Here is a 25,586-nt window from a genome sequence, read left to right on the forward strand (position 1 = left end):
GGCCGCTCATGTCCAAAGTCTACATTGGAATGACGTTAGATATACTGCATCACGGTCACGCGAACATTATCAATGTCGCGCGCGGCTACGGTGAAGTTACTGTAGGGCTTTTAACGGACAAGGCGATCGCCAACCATAAGCGGTTACCTTACCTTAAGTACGAACATCGCAAGATATTACTTGAAAACATCAAGGGTGTTGCGCGTATCGTGCCGCAAGAAGAATGGGACTATTCGCCCAATTTACTACGGTACAAGCCGGATATTATGGTTCATGGCGATGACTGGTTATCCGGTCCCTTGTTGCCGTTTCGGAAGCTGGCGTTGAAAGCGCTGCAGAGCTATGGCGGGAAGCTTGTCGAGGTACCTTATACTGAAGGGGTGTCGTCGACGGATATTCAGCGCGAAATGCAGAAAATGGGGACTACGCCGGACTTGCGGCGAGGAATGCTCAAGCGTTTACTTGCCTCAAAAACTCTATGTCGTGTAATTGAAACGCATAGTCCAATGTCGGGACTTGTAGCCCAGTCAGCTAAGGCTTGGCGTGTCAATTCGCAGGTGGAATTCGATGCCTTCTGGTCTAGTTCGCTGACGGATTCCTCAAGTCGGGGGAAGCCGGATATTGAAGTGCTCGATTTGACCGCGCGATTGTCGAATATTAACGACATTTTTGATGTGACCACTAAGCCTATGATCATGGACTTAGACACAGGTGGCAAACCGGAACATTTCGAGATCAATATCAAAAGCATTGAACGTCTAGGTATTTCGGCCGTTATTATCGAGGATAAAGTCGGGCTGAAGAAGAATTCGCTTTTCGGCACTGAAGTTTTTCAGGCTCAGGAAGATCCTGATGCCTTCGCGGCAAAAATCCGTGCTGGTCGTGCTGCGAGGCGCAGTGAAGACTTCATGGTTATTGCGCGCATCGAAAGCCTTATCCTTGATAAGGGTATGTCAGATGCCGCCTCGCGTGCGCAAAAATACGTTGAAGCGGGAGTGGATGGGATCATGATCCACAGTAGAAAGAAAGAACCCGACGAAATTTTTAAATTTGCGAAGATATTCAGGACTGAGTTTCCGTTCGTGCCTATGGTCGTTGTTCCTACGAGCTTTAACGCCGCTACCGAAGAGGATCTAGCGGCAGGGGGGTTCAACATCGTGATTTATGCAAATCATCTCTTCCGTGCCGCCTATCCCGCTATGATGAAAGTCGCAACCAAAATCCTGGAAGATGGAAGAAGCTCTGGCGTGGATTCCGATTTGATGAGTATCAATGACATACTCAATCTAATCCCCGGCACGCGGTAATGATCGACCCGATTAAATTTGTTGCAGCGTTGAAGGAGAGCGGCGTTTCACTGTTTACCGGTGTGCCGGACTCGCTTCTTAAGTCGGTCTGCGACTGCGTCGATTCCGAGTTCGCAAACATGCATCGGTCGGCGACTAACGAGGGATCTGCGATCGGCCTAGCGATAGGTTGGTATCTTGGCGCCGGACGACCCGCCTTAGTTTATATGCAGAATTCCGGTTTCGGCAACGCCGTTAATCCGCTTATCTCGCTGGCGGATGCTCAGGTCTATGGTGTTCCTATGGTTCTGCTCGTTGGCTGGCGTGGGGAAATCATGAACGGGCAGCAACTTCACGATGAGCCGCAGCACGTTAAACAAGGAGCGATCAGCCAGGCGCTTTTAAAGCTGCTCGACATTCCATTCGAAGTGCTGGGTGGGGAATGTACTGAACCTGCGGCGTTAGCCAAACGCGCTGTGGATATGGCTTTTGCGCGGCGCGGGCCAGCGGCCATATTAGTGCGCAAGAATACATTTTTGCCTTATCTGATAAAAAGCCCGTCGAGAGTGAATTCGGTGTCGGCATTTCCTCTTACTCGCGAGGCTGCGATCGAATTGGTAATTGGCGAACTCAACGACGATGCACGAATTGTTTCGACGACCGGTATGGCTTCCCGCGAGCTTTTTGAACTTCGGGCACGACGGGGAGGGCGACATGATCTTGATTTTCTGACTGTCGGTGGAATGGGACACGCCTCGCAAATCGCTACTGGCCTCGCGCAGTCGCGTCCTGACTTAAGAATTATCTGCTTAGACGGGGATGGTGCGTTGCTTATGCATCTGGGTGGGCTGGCAAATTCCGCTATTCAGTCGAATTTGCTTCATATTGTTCTAAACAATGAGTGTCACGACTCGGTGGGTGGACAGCCCACGAGAGCAGCTGGCCTTGCCCTTTCGCGGGTGGCAAAGAGCCTTGGCTATATCAATATTATGTCAGTGTCGCTGCCGGATACAGTAGCCCCCGCGGTTCGTAATTTGCTGACTTCAAAGGGCAGCAGTTTCCTTGAGATCAAGTGCCGTGCTGGGGCGCGGACGAACCTTGGTCGACCGACGCGGACAGCACGACAAAATGTGGACGATTTTACAGCTAGCCTAGCACGCTTTGAGAAAGGCTAGCGATGAATAGATTCGCAATATCTGTCAAAGATTTCGTTGCAAAACGAAATAGAGAAAAGCTGTTGTTCACTGCCGGGCCAGCAAGTCTATTAGCGGAAAATATCCTTGGGCTAAGGCCTTGTTTCGGACGGGAAGACGGCGATTATGACGCCGTTGAGGCTTCGGTTCTCGGTGCTCTCAAGGCAATAACCGGGCATCCCGAGATCGTACGTCTTCAAGGTTCGGCAAGTCTCGCACTCGAAATTGCTGGTCTGAATTTTCTTCAAGGAAAAGTGCTAGTTGTTCAGAGTGGGTTTTATTCTAAGAGGCTCGCCGACCTTGTCAGCTTTGCGCAATTGTCCGTAGGCGCTATCCGGCAAGTCGAACAATGCGACTGGCAGAAGATAGAAGAAGTTTCCGGCGCTTATGACTGGATCGTCAGTTGTTATGCGGAAACCAGCCGTGGCTTACTGGTCAGCATCCGTGCGCTTGAGGCTCTCAAGAAGAATACAGGTGCGAAGATTCTGCTAGACGCGACCGCTTCAATCGGCCTCGAGCAAGGGCACGAAGCCGCCGACGTTATCTGTTACAGTTCCTGCAAAGGACTGTTCGGTCTGACCGGCGCCGGATTTATCGCTTACAGTACCCCGCCACAAATTGCGGTTCCGTCTTTCTATCTCGACCTGGCAACCCACGCCGAAAAGAAAACTACTGGACCTTATCACGCTATAGCGTCGTTACTCGAAGTCTTGCCGCGCCATGCGGAGTTCGCGTGGGCGGTGTCGGAGAACAAGCGGCGGTTCATGCGCGATCATGTTGACCGTCTGCGGATTTCTCCTGACGCGCAGCCTCAGCTTTGTACGTGGGTGGACGGACGAATTTCGTCAGACAATCCCGCTGCGGTGCTTTATCGTCCACGCGATCTCCCGGGTGGAAGTATCGTGTGTCATTTAGGAGAGGCTCACCTCGGTCTAAAAGCGCAAGGAGACATCCTCAAAGGTTTGGAGTTTCTTGACGAATGACTGTTTCTGCGCACGAACTGAGAGTCATGGTAGATATGTCTGCTACCTTGTTCCACCACGGTCATGTACGTCTGTTAAAAGCCGCTAGCGAGATTGGATATGTAATTGTTGCCTTAACTAGCGATGCGGAAGTCGAGGCTCATAAAGGGTACAAGCCCGAGTTAGATTATGAAATGCGGAAGGAAGTGCTCGAAGCTATTCGATATGTCGATGAAGTTGTCCCCTGTAACTGGCTTATCGAAGAGAGTTTTCTGAATCAATACTGCATCGATTTACTCCTCCACGGTGCCGATAACTCTAATCCAATTTCCCCGCAACGGTTGAAAATCCTTCCGCGCACTCCGGGTATCAGTAGTTCACTACTTCGTGCGCGGGTTCTAAGGGCAGCAGCGCAGATTATTGGAGGCAACGAAATTGATTAACAACTGGCACGCCATATGGGAGCGCCGATCAATTAAGGATGCCGACCCAAAATCGCTCGCCGATCTCATTGCAGCGAATGGATTTGACAGCGGGGCGGGAAAGATCGCTCCAGAAGACTGGTTAGCTTATGCCGAAAAAATCATCCATATTCTTGACGTTAAGAATGGGGACAGCGTATTCGAGGTTGGTTGCGGTAGCGGTGCATTTCTTTTTGCTCTATCGAAATTTCGAAATCTTCACCTGGGTGGCATCGACTATTCTACGTCGCTGGTTGGGCTTGCACGCCATGTTCTGCCTGCCGCGGAGATTTCTAAAGCGGAGGCCAACTCTATCTCAGCAAATCGTCAGTACGATTTTGTTGTAGCGAATGGCGTCTTTCATTATTTTCCCGAAGACTATGCTTCCGCAGTTCTGAAGATAATGCTGAAGAAAGCCTATAAAGCCGTCGCTTTGCTCGATGTTCCAAATCTTCATTTTAGACAAGAGTCCGAACGGGCGCGCGCTGACAAACTTTCTGAAGGAGAGTATCATCTAAAATATCAAGGGTTGCCTCACACCTATTTCGATCCGACATGGCTAGAACAGATTGCGATTGATGCGGGATATCGCAGAGTGGAAACGAGCGAGCAAATAGTGCCCAACTACGCGCAGAGCAAATATAGATTTAATTCTTATATGTTCGCGTGATCTAGCGTTGTCATGAAGAAAAGGTCTGTTACATTTTATCATACCGATAATGTAGAGTTGCACGCTTTACAGCCCATACACGATATATTTCAGAATTCTAAAAGGTATATCGTAAGACAAACGACGAACATTTACGAAAAGTCAGATATTGGTATCTATTGCCAACATTATTGCGTGCCGTCTAACTCGCTTTTTTCAGTTATTCTACTGCATGACATGGCGCAAGGTCATAACAGATGGCCCAATATTTGGGATTTGGAGCCTTGGGACGATTTCGATGTTGCCGTTTTGCCGGGCCCCGAGTGGTCCGAGCGATGGAAGCAATGTTCATGGACGCCCAAAGCGCATCCGCGAATTGGCGTTTTCGAACTTGGCTGGCCAAAAGCCGACAAGGTTGTACTCGAATTCGCCGATCAGACTAAAGCTCGCAAAACTATTTCGGAACGGTTCAAGTTGCTCGATCGAAAAACAGTACTTTACGCTCCTTCTTGGGAAAATGATGGCAAGCAAAATGATGTCGTTGAGGCTCTTCGCGATTTGCCGATCAATTTGATTCTGAAGCAAGCGCCATGGTCTAATCAGTTCCCGCAAATTCTTAAAAATATAGATGAAGCGAATGCGATGCACCGCAGGCAATTTCCTAACGTTTATGTCGCTGATCCCAATGAAAATATTTTTGACTGCATTATGGCAGCCGACGTTATTGTTTCCGATGAATCCAGCGTGATGGTAGAGGGATTAGCACTCGGAGTACCTAGTATTGCGGTCATGGATTGGCTTATCCCCGATCGAAGCCCTCCCAGGCGGCCTGACGTCCCGTTTTCGTTTGTTTTGAAGAGCACGCGTTCTAGTCTTCGAGAAGATGTAAGGCGTATCTTATTTACGGATTACACGCAGGGTTACCAACTTATCGAGTGGCGAGAACGGACATTTTCGAAATTGGGAACTAGTGCAAGGTCGATTTTTGAACTGATAGATGCGACCGTAGGCGGAGAGCAGATCCCTTTTGAGGCTTTAAGGGCAGAGCATCAAAAAAAATCATATACCGCGAGCGAGCGAATAAAGAGATTGATACGAAAAACGAAAGCCAAGATCCGCAAAAAGCAATCCGAAGTTTTTAAATAAGTACTCGCAAATGGATTTGATGAAATTAATCTGCCCGATTTCTAAATGCTTATAGAGGCAGTAATAGGCTGGAGCGGAGAGTGCCTGCTTCCCAAGTAAAGTACTTGATATTAATTCCTTACGCGCGGGTTCAGCTTGATCTGCCCCCTTTGAAGTGGTCCTCCCTGAAGTATGATTTTCGGACGGAGGATAGCGGCCATATTGACGGGCAAGCTCGATGATGTCGGCAGGCCACCGTACTCGTTCCGCCATCGATAGTACGTGACTTCCGTCACACCTATCGCCCGGGTCGCGTCCGCAACCTGCCAGCCCTGTGCCATCAGCACATCAACCTGCCTAAGCTTCGCAACAATCTCTTCAGCCGTATGCCTCTTCTTTGCCATCAATCTTACGGGTATCGCCGGATTCCTGCGTCTGCAGGTTAGTTGGTAGTCGTGGATAAACTCGCTAGATTTGGCATTATGTAGATTTTGATGGAGTTATCAGCTTTTCGGCTTCGAATTAGGCCTGCCATTCAAATAATTAGCTGCTGCCGCTGCAGGAAAATCTGCCACTATTGTATAAGGCGGAGCCGTTTAAAAATGCTCAAGCTAGGTAACTCTCCGGCTGTCGACCCGGACGGATTCACTGTCCTTTTCTAGAAACCCTGTTCGATGATCCAATATGCAAATTTTCGTTCCCGATATCCTTGTTGATTCGGAGCAACGCAGTATTTTGGCAAAGATGCCCCGTGAAATCGGAAGGTTTTTCACGTATTGATTCGACTAAGCTTGCGTTCGATAGGAATCGAATCCTCTTAACCACGGGTTCGATGGGGGCTGAGGTAAGCGACAGAGGAACAGATACAGTTGAAGCGGATCATAACGAATAAGATGGAGCAGGACACATCCGGTGTCTGGATTCTCAGCCATCACAAGACCATCGGCTATTCCGACGGCTCCGCTTCGGATGCCTATTTGCGCCGCATTTTTGAGTCGGCCAGGAACCTGGGCAGCAGATCAGAAGAATTAGAAGGCTATATTCATGATTGGCCGAGCGAATACCACCTCACTCGTAAGCGTTCGCAGCTACTCTCTGGCTTTAGTTTTGATAAAAGAAAACGTGTTCTGGAAGTGGGCTGCGGCTGCGGTGCGATCACCCGCTTTCTTGGAGAAGTTTTCGACGAGGTAGTTTCGGTAGAAGGTGATCTAAGTCGCGCCAGATTGGCTCGACTTAGAACCAGAGACCAAGACAATATCGCCATCGTTTGTGCGCCGTTTCATTTGATTGAATTCTCCGATAAGTTCGATGTCATTTTTTGCGTCGGAGTTTTTGAATATTCTGGACTCTTTGTTGACGATGAACGTCCCTATGAGTCGATTATCGATTATTTCTCGAGTGTTTTAACGGATGATGGAGTGCTAGTTCTAGCCATCGAGAACCAATTCGGCCTAAAATATTTTTGTGGGGCCAGCGAGGATCATTCTGGCCTGCCTTTCGATGGCATCGAAGGTTATGTACGCAAACCTGGAGGGGCGCGGACGTTCGGCAAACATGAACTCGGCGATTTACTCAATCGGCACTTCTCGCACCAGCAGTTCTACTACCCCTACCCGGACTATAAAGTTCCGGACATGGTTTTGTCGGAAGAGTTCCTTGCATCAGGACGTGCAGGAGAAATGATCTCGCAGGTACGATCGCGAGATTATTCGCAATCCTATCATCCTCTTTGGCTTGAAAGCAGCTCGGTTGCCGAGCTCAATCGTAATCACCTGCTCGATATAGTGGCTAATTCCTTTCTGGTAATTGCGGGTAAGTCGGCCAACAGTGGAGTTAGCTTTCCACAACAGGGTATCTTCTATTCGCCAAGGCGTCGCCCTCTTTATGCGACTCAAACTCGAATTGTCGCACGCCCGGACGGCCAGCTGCAGACAGTCAAGGAACGGATCACAGAGGATCCGCAACCTCTTGCCTCAGTGCTTCGACAACGTTTGGATCCATCCGAATGGGTCGATGCGTCGTCGCTGCAAACGCAGTTACTCGTGCGCGCTGCGAGTAGCAATGCAGCGCTAGCCGATATCTTCGCGCCGGCTGGTGCTTGGGTAGATACGCTGCGGAAAGCCGTCGAAGCGGAATCCGGTCGCTTGCCAGGAAAACTTGTCGACGCAATCTGGGGAAATGCCTATCTCGCCGAAGGGCGTTGCACGTTCATCGATCTAGAATGGGAATGGCACGAGCCGCTTCCGCTCGGAGTCTTAGTCATTCGCGCCGCTTTCGATCTATTGCACAAGGCCGCCGACGCTGTTCCTGACGGTTCGCCGCTTGTGGGGCGCAGCGGACGAAAAATGATCAGAGCGATTGCGGAATGTCTTGGCGTAACGCTGTCGCACGAAGACTTCGACGCCTTTATCAATCTAGAATCTGCCATCCAAAGCGAGGTGTTCGGGCTCGACAGGGAAAAGGTGCGCTGGCATTTGAGATGGTTTCTTTTTGATCGCGTCTCGCTACAGTTTTGCGGTCGCATAAAGAGGCGGATGCGGAATAGCACAAGACGGCTTTCGACATTGCTAGCCTCGCGTCTTGCCGCTGAGGTGAAGGATTAAGGAGATCGTGAAGGTGAAGGCTGTCATTCTGGCAGGCGGATACGGTACTCGGCTTTCCGAGGAAACTGCGACGCGCCCCAAGCCCATGATCGAGATCGGTGGGAAACCGATTATGTGGCATATTATGAAGCTTTATTCGGCGCACGGGGTCACCGATTTCATTATCTGCTGCGGCTACAAAGGTTACGTAATTAAAGAATACTTTGCCAATTACTTTCTGCATACATCGGACGTGACGTTTGATATGCAGACAAATAAGATGCAGGTGCATCAGCAGAATGCCGAACCTTGGCGGGTTACGCTCGTCGATACAGGTGAGGACACCCAGACCGGAGGACGACTGAAGCGGGTCGGGAGTCATATTAAAAACAGCGATCCTTTTTGCTTAACCTATGGCGATGGTTTGAGCGATGTGGATATCGCGGCCTCGATTGTGTTTCATAAGGCACATGGCCGACTGGCAACGGTGACTGCGGTTCAACCGCCGGGACGTTTCGGCTCTTTGAAGATAAAGGAAAATAGTGTTGAGGGTTTTACCGAAAAGCCGCAGGGAGAAAGTGGACTCATCAATGGTGGATTCTTTGTGCTGTCACCTAAGTGTCTTGATCTAATCGAGGGGGACCAAGTTCCGTGGGAGGCTGCGCCGTTATCAGAGCTGGCGCGAAGGGGGGAGCTCGTCGCTTTTCGTCATGAGGGGTTCTGGCAACCCATGGACACACTTCGGGAGAGAAATCACCTAGAGAATCTGTGGCGATGCAACGCAGCTCCGTGGAAGAAATGGTAGGCGCGACACGGCGCCCCGATGCCAGCTTTTGGGCAGGCAAACGGGTTCTTCTGACCGGACATACCGGATTCAAAGGGGCATGGCTAACAATCTGGCTTCATCGGCTCGGCGCCGAAGTGACCGGCATCAGCCTGCCTCCCCCGGATACGGTTTCGCTGTTTCAGGCGGCGCGAGTCAGCGAACTGGCTGAAACCCATTTCCATGATATTCGCGAGCCCGCGCTCTTGGCTGAAATTGTTCGTTCAGCGAATCCTGAGATCGTCATTCATATGGCCGCGCAGGCACTAGTGCGTACAAGCTACGCGGATCCGCTTGGCACACTGGCAACCAACGTGCAGGGCACGGCGCATGTACTGGATGCTCTACGCGGTCTATCAAACGTGCGTGTCGCCATCGCAATTACCACTGATAAAGTTTACCGCAATATCGAGCAAATCTTCCCATATCGGGAAACTGATCGCCTAGGCGGCCGAGATCCTTATAGCGCTAGCAAGGCGGCAAGTGAGATCGTGATTGCTAGTTACCGCGATGCATTTCTCGCCGAGCAGGGAATCGCGGTTGCAACTGCCCGAGCAGGAAACGTTATTGGAGGAGGCGACTGGTCGGTCGACCGTTTGATACCAGATGCGATCCGGGCGTGGCGGGTAGGTGAGATGCTAAATATTCGACGGCCGGATGCGATCCGACCGTGGCAACACGTGCTCGACCCGCTTTGCGGGTATCTGATTCTGGCTGAAACGCTGTGGTCGGATCCGGCGATGGCGGACGCTTATAATTTTGGTCCCAATCCTGGCGAACGGGCCACTGTGCGGCATGTAATCGAGATGGCGCGGCATATTTATGGAGACGGCCATGTTCAATACGCAACAAAGATCAGCGGACCTCACGAAGCAGGTTTGCTGACGCTCGAGACATCTAAGGCGCGCGGTCTCTTAGGCGTAAATCCTATTTGGGCGCTGGACGCGGCGGTCGAACGGACCGTTTCCTGGTATCGTGCCGTCGACAGGGGGATTTTGGCGCGGGAAGTTTGTCTAGCAGACATTGTAGCATTTGAGACTAACTTATGAGCGGACGTTTCGCGATTGCCGCTACACCACTCAACGGAGTAGTCGTCGTCTCTCGCGCACGGATCGAAGACGCGCGGGGTTCGTTGTCGCGTTTCTTTTGTGCCGTTGAGCTCGGTGCGGTGGGTTGGAAAAAATCGATTGCCCAGATCAACATGTCCACGACGGACTTAAAGGGCACAATTCGTGGTATGCATTTTCAGCGGCCACCGGCGGCGGAGATGAAGCTCGTAACCTGCATCAAGGGCGAGATTTTTGACGTCGCCGTGGATCTCCGCGCTAGTTCGCCTACCTTTCTCAAATGGCATGGGGAACGGCTGTCAGCGGAAAACGGACGCGCCTTAATGATTTCAGAGGGCTTCGCGCACGGCTTTCAAACGTTAACAGATGACGTAGAGCTATTATATTGCCATTCGGCGAGCTATGTACCCTTTCATGAGGGTGGTGTTCGGGCAGACGACCCGACCCTTGCCATTCAATGGCCTCTTTCGACTTCGGCGATGTCTGTACGGGACAGGTCGCATCCGTTGATCGGGCCTAAATTTGCGGGGATTGAAATTTGAAGTGCCGGAGCTGTGGACTTCCGCTTGAGCATACTTTTGTCGATCTCGGCTATGCTCCGCCATCCAACGATTATCTAGCGAAGGATGACCTCACCAAGGCGGAGATCGTCTATCCACTAAGGGTCTTAGTGTGTGGTGCATGCTGGCTGGTGCAGACCGAAGATTATACCGATGCTGAGACTCTCTTTCATCAAGACTACGCCTATTTCTCTAGTACCTCAACGACTTGGCTTGACCACGCGGCGCGTTATTGCGATGCGATGACCGACCTTCTTGGCCTTAATTCCTCAAGTTTCGTGATTGAGGTCGCCTCGAACGACGGCTATCTTTTGAAGAATTTTGTTGCTAAAGGCGTTCCTTGTCTTGGTATTGAGCCAACACATAGCACTGCCGTTGCAGCTGAAGCGCTTGGGATTGATGTCAAACGTGAGTTCTTTGGCGCGGCGCTTGGCAAGCGCCTAATGGACAATGACCAGTGTGCCGACCTCATCGTTGGAAACAACGTCTATGCTCATGTGCCAGACATCAACGATTTCACTCTTGGTCTTGCGGCATCGCTGAAGCCGGAAGGAGTGGTTACGCTCGAGTTTCCGCACTTGATGCAGCTAATCCATCAACTGCAGTTCGACACGATCTATCACGAACATTTCTCCTATCTTTCGCTGCACGCGGTTTTGCGCATCTTCGCGGCTGCGGGTCTTAGAATGTGGCGCGTAGACGAACTACCGACCCATGGCGGCAGTGTAAGGGTTTTCGGTTGTCTCAATGGCGCGACGTGGAAAACCGAGCCGAGCGTCGCCGCTTTGCTCGACGCGGAGGTGGAAATTGGGCTTTGCAGTCTCTCAACCTATCAGGGGTTCCAGTCGAGGGTAGAGACGATCAAGGATGATCTCCTTCTTTTCCTGATCGAGCAGAAAAGGAGGAAACGCAAAGTTGCGGCGTACGGCGCAGCGGCCAAAGGCAATACTATGCTCAACTTTGCCGGTGTGCGATCAGATCTGATTTCATTTGTTTGTGACGCTGCTCCCGCCAAGCAAGGAAAGTTTATGCCAGGCAGCCACATTCCGATCCTTCCTCCATGCACGATCGATGTGGAGAAGCCGGACTATGTTTTGATCTTGCCTTGGAACATCGCGGATGAGGTGAAGGAACAGCTTGCCCATATTCGCGAATGGGGTGCGCAGTTCGTTACCGCTATTCCCCACGTGGTTGTTTCATGAAGATCGCGGTCACCGGTGCAACAGGTTTCTTGGGCCAACATGTGACTCGGCGGCTTAACGAGCGCGGCGCTGAGGTAGTGTGCGTCGGACGACACGAATCGAGATGGAACGGTGTCGGCCGCTTCGTACCGATTCCGCTCTCAGAATCCGGATTAAACATATTCGAGAAGATAGGGCAGCCCGATGCCGTGTTGCATCTGGCTTGGGAGGGGCTCCCAAATTACGAGTCCTTGCATCATTTTGAGACTGAACTATCGCGTCAGTTTGCCTTCCTGAGCGCTCTAGTCCGGGCTGGGTTGCGCCATCTCACCGTTGCCGGTACGTGCTTTGAATACGGTATGCAGAACGGCGCGTTGAGTGAGAATATGTCTACTGCGCCCTCAAACCCCTATGGGCACGCTAAGGATGCGTTGCGCATGCAGTTACAATTCCTCCAACTTGAGGTGCCATTTGAGCTTAACTGGCTCCGCCTATTCTACGTCTGGGGAGAGGGCCAAAGGCCGACTGCGCTTTATCCACGGCTGCGAGGGGCAGTGGAGCGTGGCGATAAAAGCTTCAAAATGTCGAGGGGTGAACAGCTTCGAGATTTCCTTCCCATCGGAAGAGTGGTGGAGGCGTTAGCAAATGCGGTGGAAAACGGACGTAACATGGGGGTGGTCAACATCTGTTCTGGACAGCCGGTCTCGATCCGGGCGCTAGTAGAATCGTGGCTCGCGATAAATGGCTGGATTATTGAGCTTGAGCTCGGCGCCCATGCCTATGCAGCGTGGGAACCAGTAGCGTTTTGGGGCAACCCAGCTAAAATGCGGCAATTTTCCTTATAAAGGTCTAGCCATCGATAAGTTTAATGTACCGCGCCGGCGTCGAATTCACGGTCTCAGTGTCAATCAGCGCAACAAATGGTTTTATAGTGCGCATTGATTTGAACAGACGAACTGCAGCCTGTCTGGAGCAATACCCCTTTGCGACCCTCGAATGTGACAGCTGCCCTAGCCGCTAGCAAGCTCACCGGCTGCTTTTCTTTGGCGTTTGATGCGGCGATCTTCCTATTCTTACTTGATACGGCAATTGATCCGGCAGATCGGTTACTACATGCAAAGGTGCCGTTGTTCTTGATAACTGTAGTTCTATTCCTAGCGCTGTACGGACGCGCGGCCATCCAAAGGGCCTGGGAATCGAAATGGATAGTTTGGTATGTGCTTTTATTCGCAGGAATTCCGGCGACTTCGATTCTTTTAGCGCATTTCCATCTGCCTACTGTGCAGAGCGATGGAATGTCAATGCTGAAAGGCTATCTCTTAATTGCGCTGTTCCCAATTTTGGCATTCTCCGAGCGCAACGAATACCGCAATTTTTCATACGTTATGATATTCATAGCTTTTTTAATTTATCTAATATTTGCGGCGATGATCGCCTTTCCGAATATAGCCGAAAGCATGTACTGGTTTGGTCGTGATAATGGAATGTTTTATCTTGATGTTCGGTCCTATGGACCCGGCATGGAGATGCTACAAATTTATTATGCGACCTCACCGCTGATATTGGTTTCGATAGCGTACCTTTCCTATATCTTCTCACAGAGCTCGGGAGCATTGCGGCTTAGCCTGCTTTTCGGCGGCATAGTTATTGTCACGGAGTCCATGTTTATTGCGGGGACGCGGGCGAATATGTTCGGCGCGATCCTATTATTGCTAGCCTTGGCCTGCACTTTGCGTCGAAAGATTGCACACGCAGTCTTCGCCGTTGTTCTAGTGATTCAACTTCTGTTTGGCGGGATTATCCTGAACTCAATACAGCCGGTATTTAGTCTTCAAAAAAACTTTCGCATAAGCCAAAATTCGAATCAGTTTAATTCTCTTAGTGCAATGCTCGATCGCTCGGAGAAATCGAACGCGATTAAGCTCGCTTACCTGAACGACTACAAGCGGATATTTTCTAACTGGGAGACTCTGCTGTGGGGGCGCGGTCTCGGGACATACGAATTCTGGACTGCGCGTAACCGGTATTTCCCACTTTCCGAACTTACTTACTTAGAGATCATCCGGAATTTCGGTATTTTCGGCGCTTTCATGATGTTCGGGCTCTTAGCCTATCCATTTTTGTGGGGATTTATACTTAACCAGAACGTACAATTGCGGAGCCTGAGTGTGGCGTACGCGATCTATCTGATTGCCTGTGCAATTAACCCCAATCTCTTCTCGTCAATGGGTGTGACACTTCTGTCGATCTGCCTAGCGAATATCTATATTCGTGACCGGCAAAAGCGAGGTCCGCAAGCGGATCTTCCGATATGATTGAGTTTACGGTCGCGCTTCCAGTGCGTGATGGCTGGCCTTATATAAAGGCATGCGTAGATAGCGTCCTTGCGCAGTCTTATCCGTGTTTCGAACTGATTATTCTCGACAATGCTAGCACAGATAAGACGGCAACGTGGCTTTCGACACTTTCGGATCCGCGTATTTTTGTCGAACGAAGTTCAAAATCGCTATCCATCGAGCAAAGTTGGGCGCGAATCAAAACGATTCGGAAAAAAGAATTCATAACTACAATCGGGCATGACGATTTGCTCGATCCTGGGTTCTTGGCCGCAATTGTCAGAATGATAGAAATCCGGCCGGACGCGGCGCTTTATCAAACCGGTTCATGTTTCATTGATTTCGAGGGCAAACGGATTCGGGCGTGCAAGTCGATGCCTTGCGAGGAAACCGCCGCTGATTATCTTAAGGCTAGGTTTTCCTTTTCGCGGGATGCGTTCGGAACTGGCTTCGTTATGCGATCGAGGGATTACGACGAAGTAGGAGGAATACCTAGTTTCGATAAGCTCTTTTTTGCCGATGATGCGCTTTGGGTCTCGCTAATGCAGAGAGGCCCTAAGATTTCTGATCCTCGGGAGCTATTCTCCGTACGCCTACATTCGCGCAGCGAATCCGCCTCCCTACCTGGTATCTGGCGGCCTTTACTCAAAGGGCTGAAGCAGTTCCATGATTTCTTGGATGAGGTTGCGGCTAAGAACGCTTCAATTCGCGAAATAGTCGATGGCATGGGGCCTGACTTTTTCCTCACCTATCATCGTAATGCGCTTATCTTTGCCTTGATTGAGGCATGTGAGAATGGACACGTTATAGCGCGTGACGTTATTCAACAAATTCGTGAATCCCTCGCTCTTTGTGCATCTGCGCGGGAAGGGGAGTTGACAGTTTCTCGTCGCGTGAGGACGATCAGCATACTGAACGCCTCGCCTTTCCGACGGATGGTGGGAGGAATGTGGCAACTCTATCGACGCCTAAAAACTTGAGGCATATGACTGGTAACTCGCTTCCTTCTGAAGCTATTTCCGCCGTCGTCGTCAGCTACCATCCGGACATGGCTGCTTTAGGTAGTCTATGCAGGTGCCTGCAGGAAGCGGGCCTAAACGTGATCGTCGTCGACAATTCTGGGCCAACCTTCCGCTTCGAATTTCCTAGCGTGGGTACGCAGCTTATCTGCATGGGCGAAAATGCCGGAATCGCCAAGGCGCAGAACGCAGGAATCGCTGCTGCGCGTAAGAATGGGGCACAAGCGGTTCTGTTTCTGGATCAGGATTCCCGAGTTCAGCCCGAAATGCTAGCCGTCCTCCGCGCTGCGATCGCCGGGCAGGGGCCGCGGATAGTGGGGCCATTGGTTATTGACGAAATGCCTCCTCATCATGAACTGCCATCGCAGTCACTGGATGTCCGCGGCAGGTCAGCGGCAGTTTTTCACGCCGGCCGCAACGCTCCTTACCCGGTCGATATAATCATCGCTTCGGGAACGATGGCTACGCTAGACGTGTTCGAATTGGCAGGCTGTATGGATGAGCGCTTGTTTATTGACTATGTGGATAGTGAATGGTGTCTACGATGCAGGCAGGCAGGCGTTCCAATTAATATTGTGCCACAAGCAAAGCTGAGCCATCGAATTGGGGAGCGTAGTTTCCGCGTTTTCGGTTGTGTGGTGTTCGTACATTCGCCCATTCGCTGTTACTATCAGATCAGGAACGCGCTGATCCTATTAAGATACCCTCACTGGCCAAGGTACTTTGGTATTAAACAGGTTATCACCGTTCTGACTTCCCGCATCATTCTCATCTTCTACGCTGATCAAAAACGAGCTCTTGCAAAAGCAATCCTCATGGGATTGTTGCATGGCATCATCGGAAAAAGTGGGCGGGCTGACTTTCAACCCTAGACGTCGCCCCTATGAAGCTGTGGAAGGATGGTATGGAAAATCGCAAATATCAAATCTGCACGAATTGCATAATGGATACGAGTGACGTCACGCTGACTTTTGATGGGCGTGGGTGGTGCGACTACTGCCAGAATTATGAGAAGAACATCGCTCCCAATTGGCATCCGGGGCCGGAGGGCATTGCTGAAATCGCGCCGATTATCGAGAAGATTAAGAAGGAAGGGAAGAAGCGCGATCACGATTGCCTTATCGGTATAAGTGGTGGGCTCGACAGTTCTTATGTGAGTTATATAGCCAAAGAAAAATTCGGCCTTAGGCCACTGATGTTCCACTGCGACACCGGATGGAATTCCGATCTGGGGGTGAGCAATATTCAGAAGATTATTGACGGTATGGGCCTCGATCTCGTCACAGAGGTGGTGAATTGGGATGAGATGAAGGATCTTCAGCGGGCTTTCTTCCTGTCGCAGGTGCCCTTCGTGGATACACCCCAGGATCTTGCGCTGTTCTCAGCGCTTTACAATTTCGCTTCCCGAAATAATTTTAAATACATCATCACTGGCGGAAACAATTCTACTGAGTGCGTGCGCGAATCTTTAGAATGGACCTATTTTTCTACTGATATGCGGCATGTGAAAGATATCCATAACAAATTTGGAACGCGGCAGCTCAAAACTTTCCCCACGTGCGATATCTTGAAGTACCGCATCTATTATCGCTGGCTTAAAGGCATCAGAGTCTTGAAGCTCCTCGACTACGTGGAGTTCACTAAAGAGAGTGCTATTAAAGAACTTCAGGATCGCTTCGGTTGGCAGCCTTATCCGCAAAAGCATTACGAATCGAGGTTCACTCGCTTCTACGAATCGTTCTGGACGCCGACCAAATTCGGCTACGATAAGCGGCGTGCATATCTTTCTAGTCTCATCTTGACTGGCCAAATGAAGCGCGACGAGGCTCTCGATCGCATCGCCGCCCCCGAGCTCGATGAAAAAACCATGACGTCCGAATTTGAATACGTCGCCAAAAAGCTTGATTGGAACGTGGAGGAGTTCAAAGCAATCCTCAACGGCGAAAACAAAACGTTTCGCGACTACAAGAACAATTTCTTTTGGATCACGCTTGGCGCGCGAATCTACAACCTGATGGGGTTAGATAACCGGATTTTTAGATGATCGCGATTATCCATTATGGACTAGGCAACGTCACCGCTATCGCTAACGTCTACAAGCGGCTGGGGATAGAGGCGAAGATTGCCGAGACCTCGGAAGATCTCGCGCAGGCCAGTCGGTTGATCTTGCCTGGGGTAGGTGCCTTTGACCACGCCTTAGATCTGTTCAGCTCGTCGGGCATGCGGAATAAGGTTGAGGATCTTGTCATGGACAAGCGCATACCGGTGCTCGGAATATGCGTCGGCATGCAGATCATGGCGGAGCGCAGCGAGGAAGGGCGGACGAAAGGTCTAGGATGGATCGAGGGCGAGGTCGTTCACATGCGGGCGGTTGCAGGAAAGAATGAGTTGATATTGCCTCATATGGGCTGGAATGATGTTATCTCGCGACCCGACGAGCCGCTATTCGACGGATTGCCGGCTGGAAACGCCCGATTCTACTTTCTGCATTCTTTCGTCTTGTCGTGTCGTAAAGATCGCAATGTTATGGCCGAGGCAGATTACGGGGGGCGTTTCGTTTGTGCAGTGCATGCGGATAACGTGGTGGGTGTACAATTTCACCCCGAAAAGAGTCATCATTCCGGGGTACGACTTCTGGAAAACTTCGGTAGGATGAGTTGATGCTAAAGCCTCGCGTGATCCCATGCCTTTTGGTGCATGGAGGAGGGCTGGTGAAGACGGTAAGTTTTGGATCGCCGAAATACGTCGGCGATCCTATCAACGTGGTCCGGATTCTAAATGAAAAGCAAGTAGACGAATTGACCATCTTTGACATCGACGCGACGGTTGTGGGAAGAGAGCCGGATTTCCGCCTGATTGAGCGATTAGCCGCCGAGTCCCGTATGCCGGTTTGTTATGGCGGCGGAGTTTCTAATCGAGAGTTTGCCAAACGCATCATCGCGCTAGGAGTTGAAAAGGTCGCTCTGAGCGCGGCGGCAATCAAAAATCCCTCGCTTTTGTCGAACATTGCTAGTGATGTGGGTAGTCAGTCGGTTGTTGGGGTAATAGATTTTCGACGCGATAGCGGGGGACGGCTTAGCGTATGGGTACATAATGGCTGCGATTACACCGGCCATGAGGTGCTAGAAATCGCGCTGGCATTTGAGCAGGCGGGTGTGGGCGAAATTGTGCTCAACTCAATCGATAGGGACGGAAAGATGTCCGGCTACGACCTTGATGCGGTGGGTGCAGTAAGGGGCGCAGTTCGGATTCCTCTTACGGTGGTGGGCGGTGCTGGGTCGCTCGATGATATTGCTGCGCTGATTGATCGATTTCCGTTGATTGGAGCTGGTGCCGGTAGCCTTTTCATGTTCAAGGGTCCTTACAAAGCAGTGCTAGTGAATTATCCCACGCCTGCGCAAAAGGATGCAATTTTCTCCGGTCAGCACATACCATCCGGTCGCTCCACACACGGTCGATCATACAAGTGAGCTTTGCTACAAGCGGAAGGGGAGGCGGCGTGACGCGTCGACCGCGCGTTCTCGTCCTCGGCGCGAGCGGGCTGCTCGGATTCGCCATGTTGCGTACTCTATTGACTAGTGGTTGCTGGGTGGTTGGAGCCACGCGTAATCCAGAGACAGTACGCCGTGTTGCACCTTATCTTGTACCCAATTTGATCTCTTCGGGCGACTTGCGTGACATTAGCGTACTTAACAAACTTCTGGACCAACAATTACCCGATGTGGTTGTGAATTGCGTTGCAGCACCACGCTCTGATTGGTCAAAGCCGGAAGAAATTCTCGCGCTTTTCGCTCTTCTGCCAAAACGACTTGCTCATCTTTGCCAGAAGCAGGGTATCCGCCTTGTGCATTTTAGCTCCGACGGTGTCTTTTCAGGGCGACGGGGAAATTACGCTGAGAATGACATTCCAGATGCAGACGATATCTATGGAATTGGCAAGATCCTCGGTGAGGTAACTGGAATAGGCGTTTTGACGATCAGGACTTCGATGCTCGGTCCCGATCCTGTCGGCCGAACTGGGTTGCTGTCTTGGTTTCTCGCGCAGAAGAAGAGATGTGCTGGATATTCCCGTTCAATCTTCTCAGGTCTGCCGACGGTCGAGATTGCTCGTATCGTCCGAGACGTCATCCTGCCACGTTCAACTCTTTCAGGCATTTACCATCTGGCGTCTGATCCAATCTCTAAGCTTGAGCTTCTACGACTAATCGCGAATCAATATGATAAGGCGATTACAATCGAAGATGACCCAAGCGTGGTCATAAACAGGTCACTCGATTGTAATGTGTTCCGGCAGCTTACGGGTTATCAAAGCGCGAGCTGGCCAGTGCTGATTCAGATGATGTATGAAGACCACCAAACAATTGGTGTTTGAGCATGTTTGAAAATAAGAACATCGCAATTACGGGTGGCACGGGGTCGTTTGGACGACGAATCCTGAAATTTTTTCTCACCACTAAGGCGAACGAAATCCGAGTATTCAGTCGAGATGAGAAGAAACAGGAAGAGGTTCGTCAGGAATTCAATGATCTTCGTGTCAAATCTTACATTGGGGATATAAGAAATTACGATTCTGTGTTTTCGGCATTTCGGGGTGTCGACTATGTGTTTCATGCTGCCGCGCTCAAGCAGGTGCCTTCCTGCGAGTTTTATCCAATGGAGGCAATTCGCACGAACGTGTTGGGTGCTGACAACGTAATGCGTAGTGCAATAGAGCAAAAAGTGTCGAGAGTTGTAGCTCTCAGCACTGATAAGGCTGTCTATCCGATAAATGCCATGGGTCAAACCAAAGCGTTGATGGAAAAAGTATTGCTCGCACAGGCGCGCACGATGCAACAAGACGAATGTATTCTTTGTACGACGCGCTACGGCAACGTCATGGCCTCGCGGGGATCAGTTATACCGTTGTTTATTTCACAGATCAAACAGGGTAAACCTATCACTATTACCGATCCGAATATGACTCGTTTTTTAATGTCGCTCGACGATTCGGTGGACCTTGTCCTTCATGCCTTCGCGCACGGTCGACAGGGCGACATCTTCGTTCAGAAAGCACCTGCTTCCACCATTCTCGATCTAGCGCTCGTGCTCAAAGATATATTTTTAAGCGCTTCGCCGATCGAAATCATAGGAACGCGTCATGGCGAGAAGCTTTTTGAATCTCTGATCTCGCGCGAAGAGATGGTCAGATCCGAAGATATGGGACGCTATTATCGTATTCCCGCGGATGACCGGGATCTCAACTATAGGGTTTATTTTAGTGAGGGTACGCAGAGGATTGCGGAGTTTGAGGATTACACTTCGCACAATACAGAGCGGCTCGGCCAAAATGAGTTAAAAATGCTTTTGCTTAAGCTCGATTATTTACAAGCGGAATTGACGAATAATCCCTCGTCCAAGAAAGGGCTTGATTGATGGCGGCTGGAGTCTGCGCCTTCTGCGATGGTACGCGATTTTCCGAGATTGTTAACTTTGGTAAGGTGGCGCTTGCGGGCGCTTTTGTAAAACCAGAACAATTCCGCAACGAACGCAAATTTCTTCTGCGTCTCTGGTTTTGTCATGACTGCTACGCGGTCCAGGTAGCTGACCATGTACCGCCTGATGTTTTATTCAACGATAAATACTTCTATTTCTCTTCGCAAATTGGAACCTTGCGCGACCATTTCCAGCGCTATGCGGGGGAGATGGTTGAGCGTTTTCTCACGCCTGCTAACGCAAAGGTGCTGGAGTTCGGATGTAATGACGGTGTCTTGTTGCATCCGCTTGCGGACAAAGGTGTAAAGACCGTAATTGGCGTTGATCCCTCGGCTAATGTGATTAGTGCAATCAACGATCCTCGTGTAGCGGTAATCAATGACTTCTTCACCGAGTCGGTTGCTGAAGGCATTATCCGCGACCACGGTCCGCTTGACCTCGTGATGGCCAACAATGTCTATGCTCATATCAGCAACATCCAGGGCACGACGAGGGCGGTACATAAAGTATTAAAAGACGAGGGGGTGTTTGTGTTTGAAGTGCATTACCTCGGTAACGTTATTGAGGGCATGCAGTACGACATGATATATCACGAGCATCTCTATTATTATTCGATGCTGTCGGCGGTCGCGCATTTCCGGCGCTATGGGATGACCATTTTTGATGTGAAGTCAATTCCGATTCACGCAGGCTCGATGCGGTTTTACGTTTGTAAAGACGGTAGTAGTCACTCTTTTCAAATCAGTTCTGCCGCAAAGAGTTTGGAGGCCGAAGAGCGAGCCAAGGGGTTTGATAAGGCCGAGTGTTTCGCGCGGTTCTCCCAGGATGTGGCCAAGACTCGTCGAGATCTACGAGCGTTACTTGCGGATTTGCGTGAGAAGGGCACGAGGATCGCTGGTTACGGCGCCTCGGGGCGCGCAAATACGATTATTCAGTATTGCGATCTCACAACCGATCACCTCGACTACATGATCGACGATGCGCCGGCAAAACAGGGCTATTTTACTCCAGGTTCGCACCTTGAAATCTTGTCGAGTCGACGCTTATTCGAGGCTGACGCTCCTGAGTGTGTTGTTGTGTTTGCTTGGGCTTTTATTGATGAAATCAGAAAGAGAAATCATGTTTATTTTGATAATGGAGGAAAGATGATTGTGCCACTTCCAGTAGTCAGGATGATCTGAGGTAAAGATTAATATTGGTCGTCTCGTACGATGGAGGCTGGGAATGAAAGTTATGTCGATCTTCGGTACGCGTCCAGAGATGATCAAGATGTGGGCTACATTAAAAAAACTAGACGAGCTCAATTTCGATCACGTGATGGTGCATACCGGGCAGAACTTTACTCCCGAACTGAGAGATTTTTTTTTCCGTGATCTGCAGTTGCGGCGTCCTAACTACGAGCTTGATATCGATACATCTGGCTACGGTGCTGAGGTAGCAGACGTCATCAGAAAGTCGGACGAGTTATTCAAAAAGGAGAAGCCCGACGCTCTTCTAGTGCTTGGAGACACCTATAGCGGTCTGTCGGTGCTGCCTGCGGCGCACTACGGTATTAAAATTTTCCACATGGAAGCCGGTTTGCGGGCTTGGGATCGCCGTATGCCTGAGCAGCGAAACCGCATTTTAATCGATCATATCAGCAACATCCTATTGCCCTACAATCAATATCATCGGGAAAACCTTCTGCGAGAAGGCATTCATCCCTCGAAGATCATCGTGACCGGTAATACCACTTTCGAGGCCATGCGTGCCTTCGCGCCGCAAGTAAGTGCCAGTAATATCCTCGATCGGCTGAAATTGGAAGCCCGCAAATATTTTCTTGTGACTGCGCATCGCAGCGAGAACGTCGACAATCCTGTCTATCTAAACAACATTCTTAATGCGATGGCGCGGCTTGCCTTGCATTTCGATTTTAAGGTGATCTTTCCGATGCACCCGCGTACGAAGAGTAAATTAAGGAATCTTGCCGTTCCATCAAATGTGGAGGTGATGTCTCCTCTCGGGTTCTACGACTTTAACAGTCTGTTGTGTCATGCTTTTTGTGTGGTTTCTGATTCCGGGACTGCGGCAGAAGAGGGACTCTTCTATAAGGTCCCTAATGTAAGTCTCAGGATGGCGACTGAACGTATGGAAACAATTGAAAGCGGTGCGACAATCGTTTCGGGTATGGATGTCGACAATATCGTTGCATCCGTCGTCACTGCAACAAGTGAGCCGTGGAATGCCCGCTACGAACTTGAGGAGGAGGGATCGCCTTCTAATGTCGTAATCAATGCGTTGCGTACGCAAATTACCAACTTCTTCTAAAGGATTAGTGATGGGTGCTCCGGGAGCGGCTCGCAGCCTCCGGGTGGCTCTTATCACTATCGATTACCCTCCAGCACGCACCTCTGCTGCAGTGCAGATGCGCGATCTAGCGCACGAGTTTCAAAGGCAGGGGCATCGACCCGTTGTTATCGTTCCTGATACCAAAGTCGAGAAGCCTTGGAGGCTTGAGGAGGCGAACGGGGTAGAGATATTGCGAGTGCGGGCGAAGCCGATGCGAGACATTGGCCATGTACGGCGGACAATCAATGAGCGCCAGGTGAGCTACATTCTGGCGCGAGGCATCGACGCAAGTCCGTTCGCGCGGGAGGATTGGGACATTGTCGTCTGGTATTCGCCGACGATCTTTTTTGGTCCGTTTATTCGAAAATTGAAACGACGGTCGGGGGCGCTCGCGTACTTGATCCTTCGCGACATTTTCCCGGAGTGGGCGGTCGACTTGGGCGTCCTCAGAAAGGGGCCGGCTTATTGGTATTTTAAGCGGCACGCGCTTTTTCAATACAAAATAGCCGATGTAATCGGTGTCCAGACTGAATCCAATCTCGTCTATCTTTCGGATTGGTGTTCTCGCACGAACAAGCGGCTTGAGGTCCTCCACAACTGGCAGCATCCCCCCGTCGTGGGGCCGTGCAGTATCCGTATCGCAAATACTGTTCTCAGCGGGCGGACGATTTTTTGTTATATTGGTAATATGGGTTTAGCGCAGGGCATGGATGTGTTGGTCGACCTAGCTGCTCGTACCTGCAACCGAAGCGATATCGGTTTTCTTTTTGTAGGCCGCGGGTCGGAGGTCCCGGCTTTAAAGCGGCGAATTTCCGATCTCGGTCTTACCAATGTCTTGATGTTCGGCGAAATCCCCGCAGAAGAGATTCCGGGCCTTCTTGCTCAATGCCACGTGGGACTTTTAGCATTACATCCTAATCACAAATCACATAATATTCCCGGTAAGTTCTTGAGCTATCTGCGCGCCGCGTTGCCAGTACTAGCAAGTGTAAATGCAGGTACCGATTTGCAGTGCATAATTGAAAATGAAGGTGTCGGGCGGGCATTTGCCGGCGATGCGCTCGATGATCTTTATGCAGCTCTCAACATCCTTGCAGATGACGTGAGCCTGCGCGCTGAGATGTCGGAGCGGTGCACGGCGCTCGCTGACCGGCTATTCTCGCCGGCGTCCACCGTCAGACAGATTGTAGGGCACCTGATTTCGGGCGCAGTCCGACCAACCTGCTCCCCTTAAATGCCTCCGGTTTTAGACAGAGTCCGTTCCTTCGGGAGACGGGCATGCGCAAGAGCAGATTCACCGAAGAGCGTATCACCGCGTGCTGAAAGAGCATGCTGCCGGATTGTGACCGGCCCCCACTGAGTGGTCCGGGTCGAATGTTAGTTTGGTGATGGCATTTGGGCCATGGGTTTTCTTGCTGGCCAGACAGTGGTCTCTGGGGCCGGTGGTCTATATCCGAGCGATGAGTGCGGTCGCACCGCGTTGTAGTGACGCCGCCAAGCTTCGATCATGATCGCGGCCTCCTTGAGGGTATAGAAGATTTCGCCATTGAGCAGTTCGTCGCGCAGCTTGCCGTTGAACGATTCCACATAACCGTTCTCCCATGGGCTGCCGGGCTCGATGTAAGCGGTCCTGGTGCCGACCGCAGCGATCCAATCCCGAAGCGCCTGAGCGACGAACTCCGGTCCATTGTCAGATCGTATGTGTGTCGGGATTCCCCGCAGGATGAAGAGATTGGCGAGGGTGTCGATGACGTCTGCGGACTTGAGCTTCCTCGCCACCCGGATCGCCAGGCTCTCGCGGGTGAACTCGTCGATGACACACAACATTCGGAACGCCTTGCCATCATGGGTGCGATCCGTGACGAAGTCGTATGACCACACATGATTAGGACGCTGCGGCCGCAGACGGATGCACGATCCATCGTTAAGCCACAGACGCCCACGTTTGGGCTGTCTTGCCGGGACCTTAAGCCCCTCACGCCGCCAGATCCGCTCGACCCGCTTCTTGTTCGCCACCCAACCCGCCGCACGCAGCAATGCCGTGATCCGGCGGTATCCGTAGCGGCCATACTGGCGGGCAAGTGCGATGATATCGGCTGTCAGAGCAACCTCATCATCGGGCGTTGTCGGTATCTTGCGCTGCGTGGATCGATGCTGGCCCAGAGCCCGGCAAGCACGGCGCTCCGAGATGCCGAGCGCGGCCTTGACACGATCCACACAGGCGCGGCGGCGTGCGGGGCTTAAAAGTTTCCCTTGGCGGCCTCGGTCAGGATGAGCTTGTCCAGCGTCAGATCAGACACCGCACGCCGGAGCCGGCCATTCTCGGTCTCAAGCTCCTTCAACCGCTTCACCTGGTCGCCCTTGAGCCCGCCGTACTCCTTGCGCCAGCGATAATACGTAACTTCCGTCACGCCTATCGCCCGGATCGCATCCGCTACCGGCTGACCTTGTGCCGTCAACACCTCGACCTGCCGAAGATTCGCTACAATATCTTCAGCCGTATGCCGCTTCCTTCCCATTGCCTCGTCCTCCTCGTCAAAAC

24 protein-coding genes and 1 pseudogene are annotated in these 25,586 nt (G+C 51.2%); 23 read left to right on the forward strand and 2 right to left on the reverse strand.

Going from position 1 to position 25,586, the window contains the following annotated elements:
- The first annotated feature begins 8 nt into the window (after window positions 1-8).
- From aepX to AB7F10_RS00135, 6 genes are read left to right on the forward strand one after another with little or no spacing between them, the layout of a single operon-like run.
- A complete protein-coding gene (gene aepX, locus AB7F10_RS00110) occupies window positions 9-1,307 on the forward strand; it encodes a phosphoenolpyruvate mutase (protein WP_428558362.1) in 1,299 nt (432 codons plus the stop codon).
- Complete coding sequence (gene aepY, locus AB7F10_RS00115; protein WP_428558361.1) at window positions 1,307-2,461, forward strand: phosphonopyruvate decarboxylase; 1,155 nt, start codon at window positions 1,307-1,309, stop codon at window positions 2,459-2,461. The genes aepX and aepY overlap by 1 nt, the downstream gene beginning before the upstream one ends.
- A 2-nt stretch (window positions 2,462-2,463) precedes the next feature.
- Window positions 2,464-3,462, forward strand: a complete 999-nt coding sequence (locus tag AB7F10_RS00120; RefSeq protein WP_428558360.1) for a hypothetical protein — start codon at window positions 2,464-2,466, stop codon at window positions 3,460-3,462.
- The gene (locus AB7F10_RS00125) at window positions 3,459-3,884 is read left to right on the forward strand and encodes an adenylyltransferase/cytidyltransferase family protein (protein WP_428558358.1); all 426 of its coding nucleotides are present in this window, start codon (window positions 3,459-3,461) and stop codon (window positions 3,882-3,884) included. Before AB7F10_RS00120 ends, AB7F10_RS00125 begins: the two co-directional genes overlap by 4 nt.
- Complete coding sequence (locus AB7F10_RS00130; RefSeq protein ID WP_428558357.1) at window positions 3,877-4,572, forward strand: class I SAM-dependent methyltransferase; 696 nt, start codon at window positions 3,877-3,879, stop codon at window positions 4,570-4,572. Before AB7F10_RS00125 ends, AB7F10_RS00130 begins: the two co-directional genes overlap by 8 nt.
- Window positions 4,573-4,584: 12 nt before the next feature.
- Window positions 4,585-5,697: a CDP-glycerol glycerophosphotransferase family protein gene (locus AB7F10_RS00135; RefSeq protein ID WP_428558356.1), complete on the forward strand. Its 1,113-nt coding sequence runs from the start codon at window positions 4,585-4,587 to the stop codon at window positions 5,695-5,697.
- Window positions 5,698-5,924: 227 nt separating this feature from the next.
- On the opposite strand, the pseudogene AB7F10_RS00140 reads toward AB7F10_RS00135, so the two are convergent.
- Window positions 5,925-6,080: pseudogene (locus AB7F10_RS00140) on the reverse strand (transposase); the annotation flags it as partial.
- A 489-nt stretch (window positions 6,081-6,569) separates the two neighbouring features.
- On the opposite strand from AB7F10_RS00140, the gene AB7F10_RS00145 reads away from it, so the two are divergent.
- From AB7F10_RS00145 to AB7F10_RS00225, 17 genes are all read left to right on the forward strand, one after another.
- The gene (locus AB7F10_RS00145) at window positions 6,570-8,279 is read left to right on the forward strand and encodes a class I SAM-dependent methyltransferase (protein WP_428558355.1); all 1,710 of its coding nucleotides are present in this window, start codon (window positions 6,570-6,572) and stop codon (window positions 8,277-8,279) included.
- Window positions 8,280-8,292: 13 nt separating this feature from the next.
- Window positions 8,293-9,063 (forward strand): glucose-1-phosphate cytidylyltransferase, encoded by a 771-nt coding sequence (gene rfbF, locus AB7F10_RS00150; RefSeq protein ID WP_428558354.1) that lies wholly within the window; start codon window positions 8,293-8,295, stop codon window positions 9,061-9,063.
- Window positions 9,033-10,130, forward strand: a complete 1,098-nt coding sequence (gene rfbG / locus AB7F10_RS00155; protein ID WP_428558353.1) for a CDP-glucose 4,6-dehydratase — start codon at window positions 9,033-9,035, stop codon at window positions 10,128-10,130. The genes rfbF and rfbG overlap by 31 nt, the downstream gene beginning before the upstream one ends.
- Window positions 10,127-10,690 carry a dTDP-4-dehydrorhamnose 3,5-epimerase family protein gene (locus tag AB7F10_RS00160; protein ID WP_428558352.1) on the forward strand — a complete coding sequence of 188 codons (564 nt, stop codon included), beginning with the start codon at window positions 10,127-10,129 and terminating at the stop codon, window positions 10,688-10,690. Before rfbG ends, AB7F10_RS00160 begins: the two co-directional genes overlap by 4 nt.
- A complete protein-coding gene (locus tag AB7F10_RS00165) occupies window positions 10,687-11,910 on the forward strand; it encodes a class I SAM-dependent methyltransferase (RefSeq protein ID WP_428558351.1) in 1,224 nt (407 codons plus the stop codon). Before AB7F10_RS00160 ends, AB7F10_RS00165 begins: the two co-directional genes overlap by 4 nt.
- Entirely contained in the window at window positions 11,907-12,734 is an 828-nt protein-coding gene (locus tag AB7F10_RS00170; protein WP_428558350.1) for an NAD-dependent epimerase/dehydratase family protein, read from the forward strand. The genes AB7F10_RS00165 and AB7F10_RS00170 overlap by 4 nt, the downstream gene beginning before the upstream one ends.
- Before the next feature lie 153 nt (window positions 12,735-12,887).
- Entirely contained in the window at window positions 12,888-14,204 is a 1,317-nt protein-coding gene (locus AB7F10_RS00175) for a hypothetical protein (RefSeq protein WP_428558349.1), read from the forward strand.
- A complete protein-coding gene (locus AB7F10_RS00180; protein WP_428558348.1) occupies window positions 14,201-15,205 on the forward strand; it encodes a glycosyltransferase family 2 protein in 1,005 nt (334 codons plus the stop codon). Before AB7F10_RS00175 ends, AB7F10_RS00180 begins: the two co-directional genes overlap by 4 nt.
- A gap of 5 nt (window positions 15,206-15,210) precedes the next feature.
- Window positions 15,211-16,116 (forward strand): glycosyltransferase family 2 protein, encoded by a 906-nt coding sequence (locus AB7F10_RS00185; protein WP_428558347.1) that lies wholly within the window; start codon window positions 15,211-15,213, stop codon window positions 16,114-16,116.
- Window positions 16,117-16,148: 32 nt separating this feature from the next.
- Window positions 16,149-17,288: an N-acetyl sugar amidotransferase gene (locus tag AB7F10_RS00190; RefSeq protein WP_428587114.1), complete on the forward strand. Its 1,140-nt coding sequence runs from the start codon at window positions 16,149-16,151 to the stop codon at window positions 17,286-17,288.
- Window positions 17,285-17,905, forward strand: a complete 621-nt coding sequence (gene hisH, locus AB7F10_RS00195) for an imidazole glycerol phosphate synthase subunit HisH (RefSeq protein WP_428558344.1) — start codon at window positions 17,285-17,287, stop codon at window positions 17,903-17,905. The genes AB7F10_RS00190 and hisH overlap by 4 nt, the downstream gene beginning before the upstream one ends.
- On the forward strand, window positions 17,905-18,714 hold the full coding sequence (locus AB7F10_RS00200; RefSeq protein ID WP_428558343.1) for an AglZ/HisF2 family acetamidino modification protein: 810 nt from the start codon (window positions 17,905-17,907) through the stop codon (window positions 18,712-18,714). Before hisH ends, AB7F10_RS00200 begins: the two co-directional genes overlap by 1 nt.
- 29 nt (window positions 18,715-18,743) lie before the next feature.
- Window positions 18,744-19,616, forward strand: coding sequence for a dTDP-4-dehydrorhamnose reductase family protein (locus AB7F10_RS00205; RefSeq protein ID WP_428587069.1), 873 nt, complete (start codon window positions 18,744-18,746; stop codon window positions 19,614-19,616).
- A gap of 2 nt (window positions 19,617-19,618) precedes the next feature.
- Complete coding sequence (locus tag AB7F10_RS00210) at window positions 19,619-20,656, forward strand: polysaccharide biosynthesis protein (RefSeq protein ID WP_428558341.1); 1,038 nt, start codon at window positions 19,619-19,621, stop codon at window positions 20,654-20,656.
- A complete protein-coding gene (locus AB7F10_RS00215; RefSeq protein WP_428558340.1) occupies window positions 20,656-21,897 on the forward strand; it encodes a methyltransferase domain-containing protein in 1,242 nt (413 codons plus the stop codon). The genes AB7F10_RS00210 and AB7F10_RS00215 overlap by 1 nt, the downstream gene beginning before the upstream one ends.
- Window positions 21,898-21,940: 43 nt before the next feature.
- Window positions 21,941-23,023, forward strand: coding sequence for a non-hydrolyzing UDP-N-acetylglucosamine 2-epimerase (wecB, locus tag AB7F10_RS00220; protein WP_428558339.1), 1,083 nt, complete (start codon window positions 21,941-21,943; stop codon window positions 23,021-23,023).
- Between the two features lie 43 nt (window positions 23,024-23,066).
- Window positions 23,067-24,278: a glycosyltransferase family 4 protein gene (locus AB7F10_RS00225; protein WP_428558338.1), complete on the forward strand. Its 1,212-nt coding sequence runs from the start codon at window positions 23,067-23,069 to the stop codon at window positions 24,276-24,278.
- Window positions 24,279-24,421: 143 nt separating this feature from the next.
- Here the strand turns inward: AB7F10_RS00225 and AB7F10_RS00230 are convergent.
- Window positions 24,422-25,563, reverse strand: a protein-coding gene (locus AB7F10_RS00230) for an IS3 family transposase (protein ID WP_428558337.1) whose coding sequence is annotated in 2 segments (ribosomal slippage) — window positions 24,422-25,299 and window positions 25,299-25,563 — 1,143 coding nt in all. Because the reading frame shifts where the segments join, the coding sequence is not laid out codon by codon here.
- Between the last annotated feature and the right edge of the window lie 23 nt (window positions 25,564-25,586).

The organism is Pseudolabrys sp. (genome assembly GCF_050250095.1).
Lineage (GTDB): Bacteria > Pseudomonadota > Alphaproteobacteria > Rhizobiales > Xanthobacteraceae > Pseudolabrys.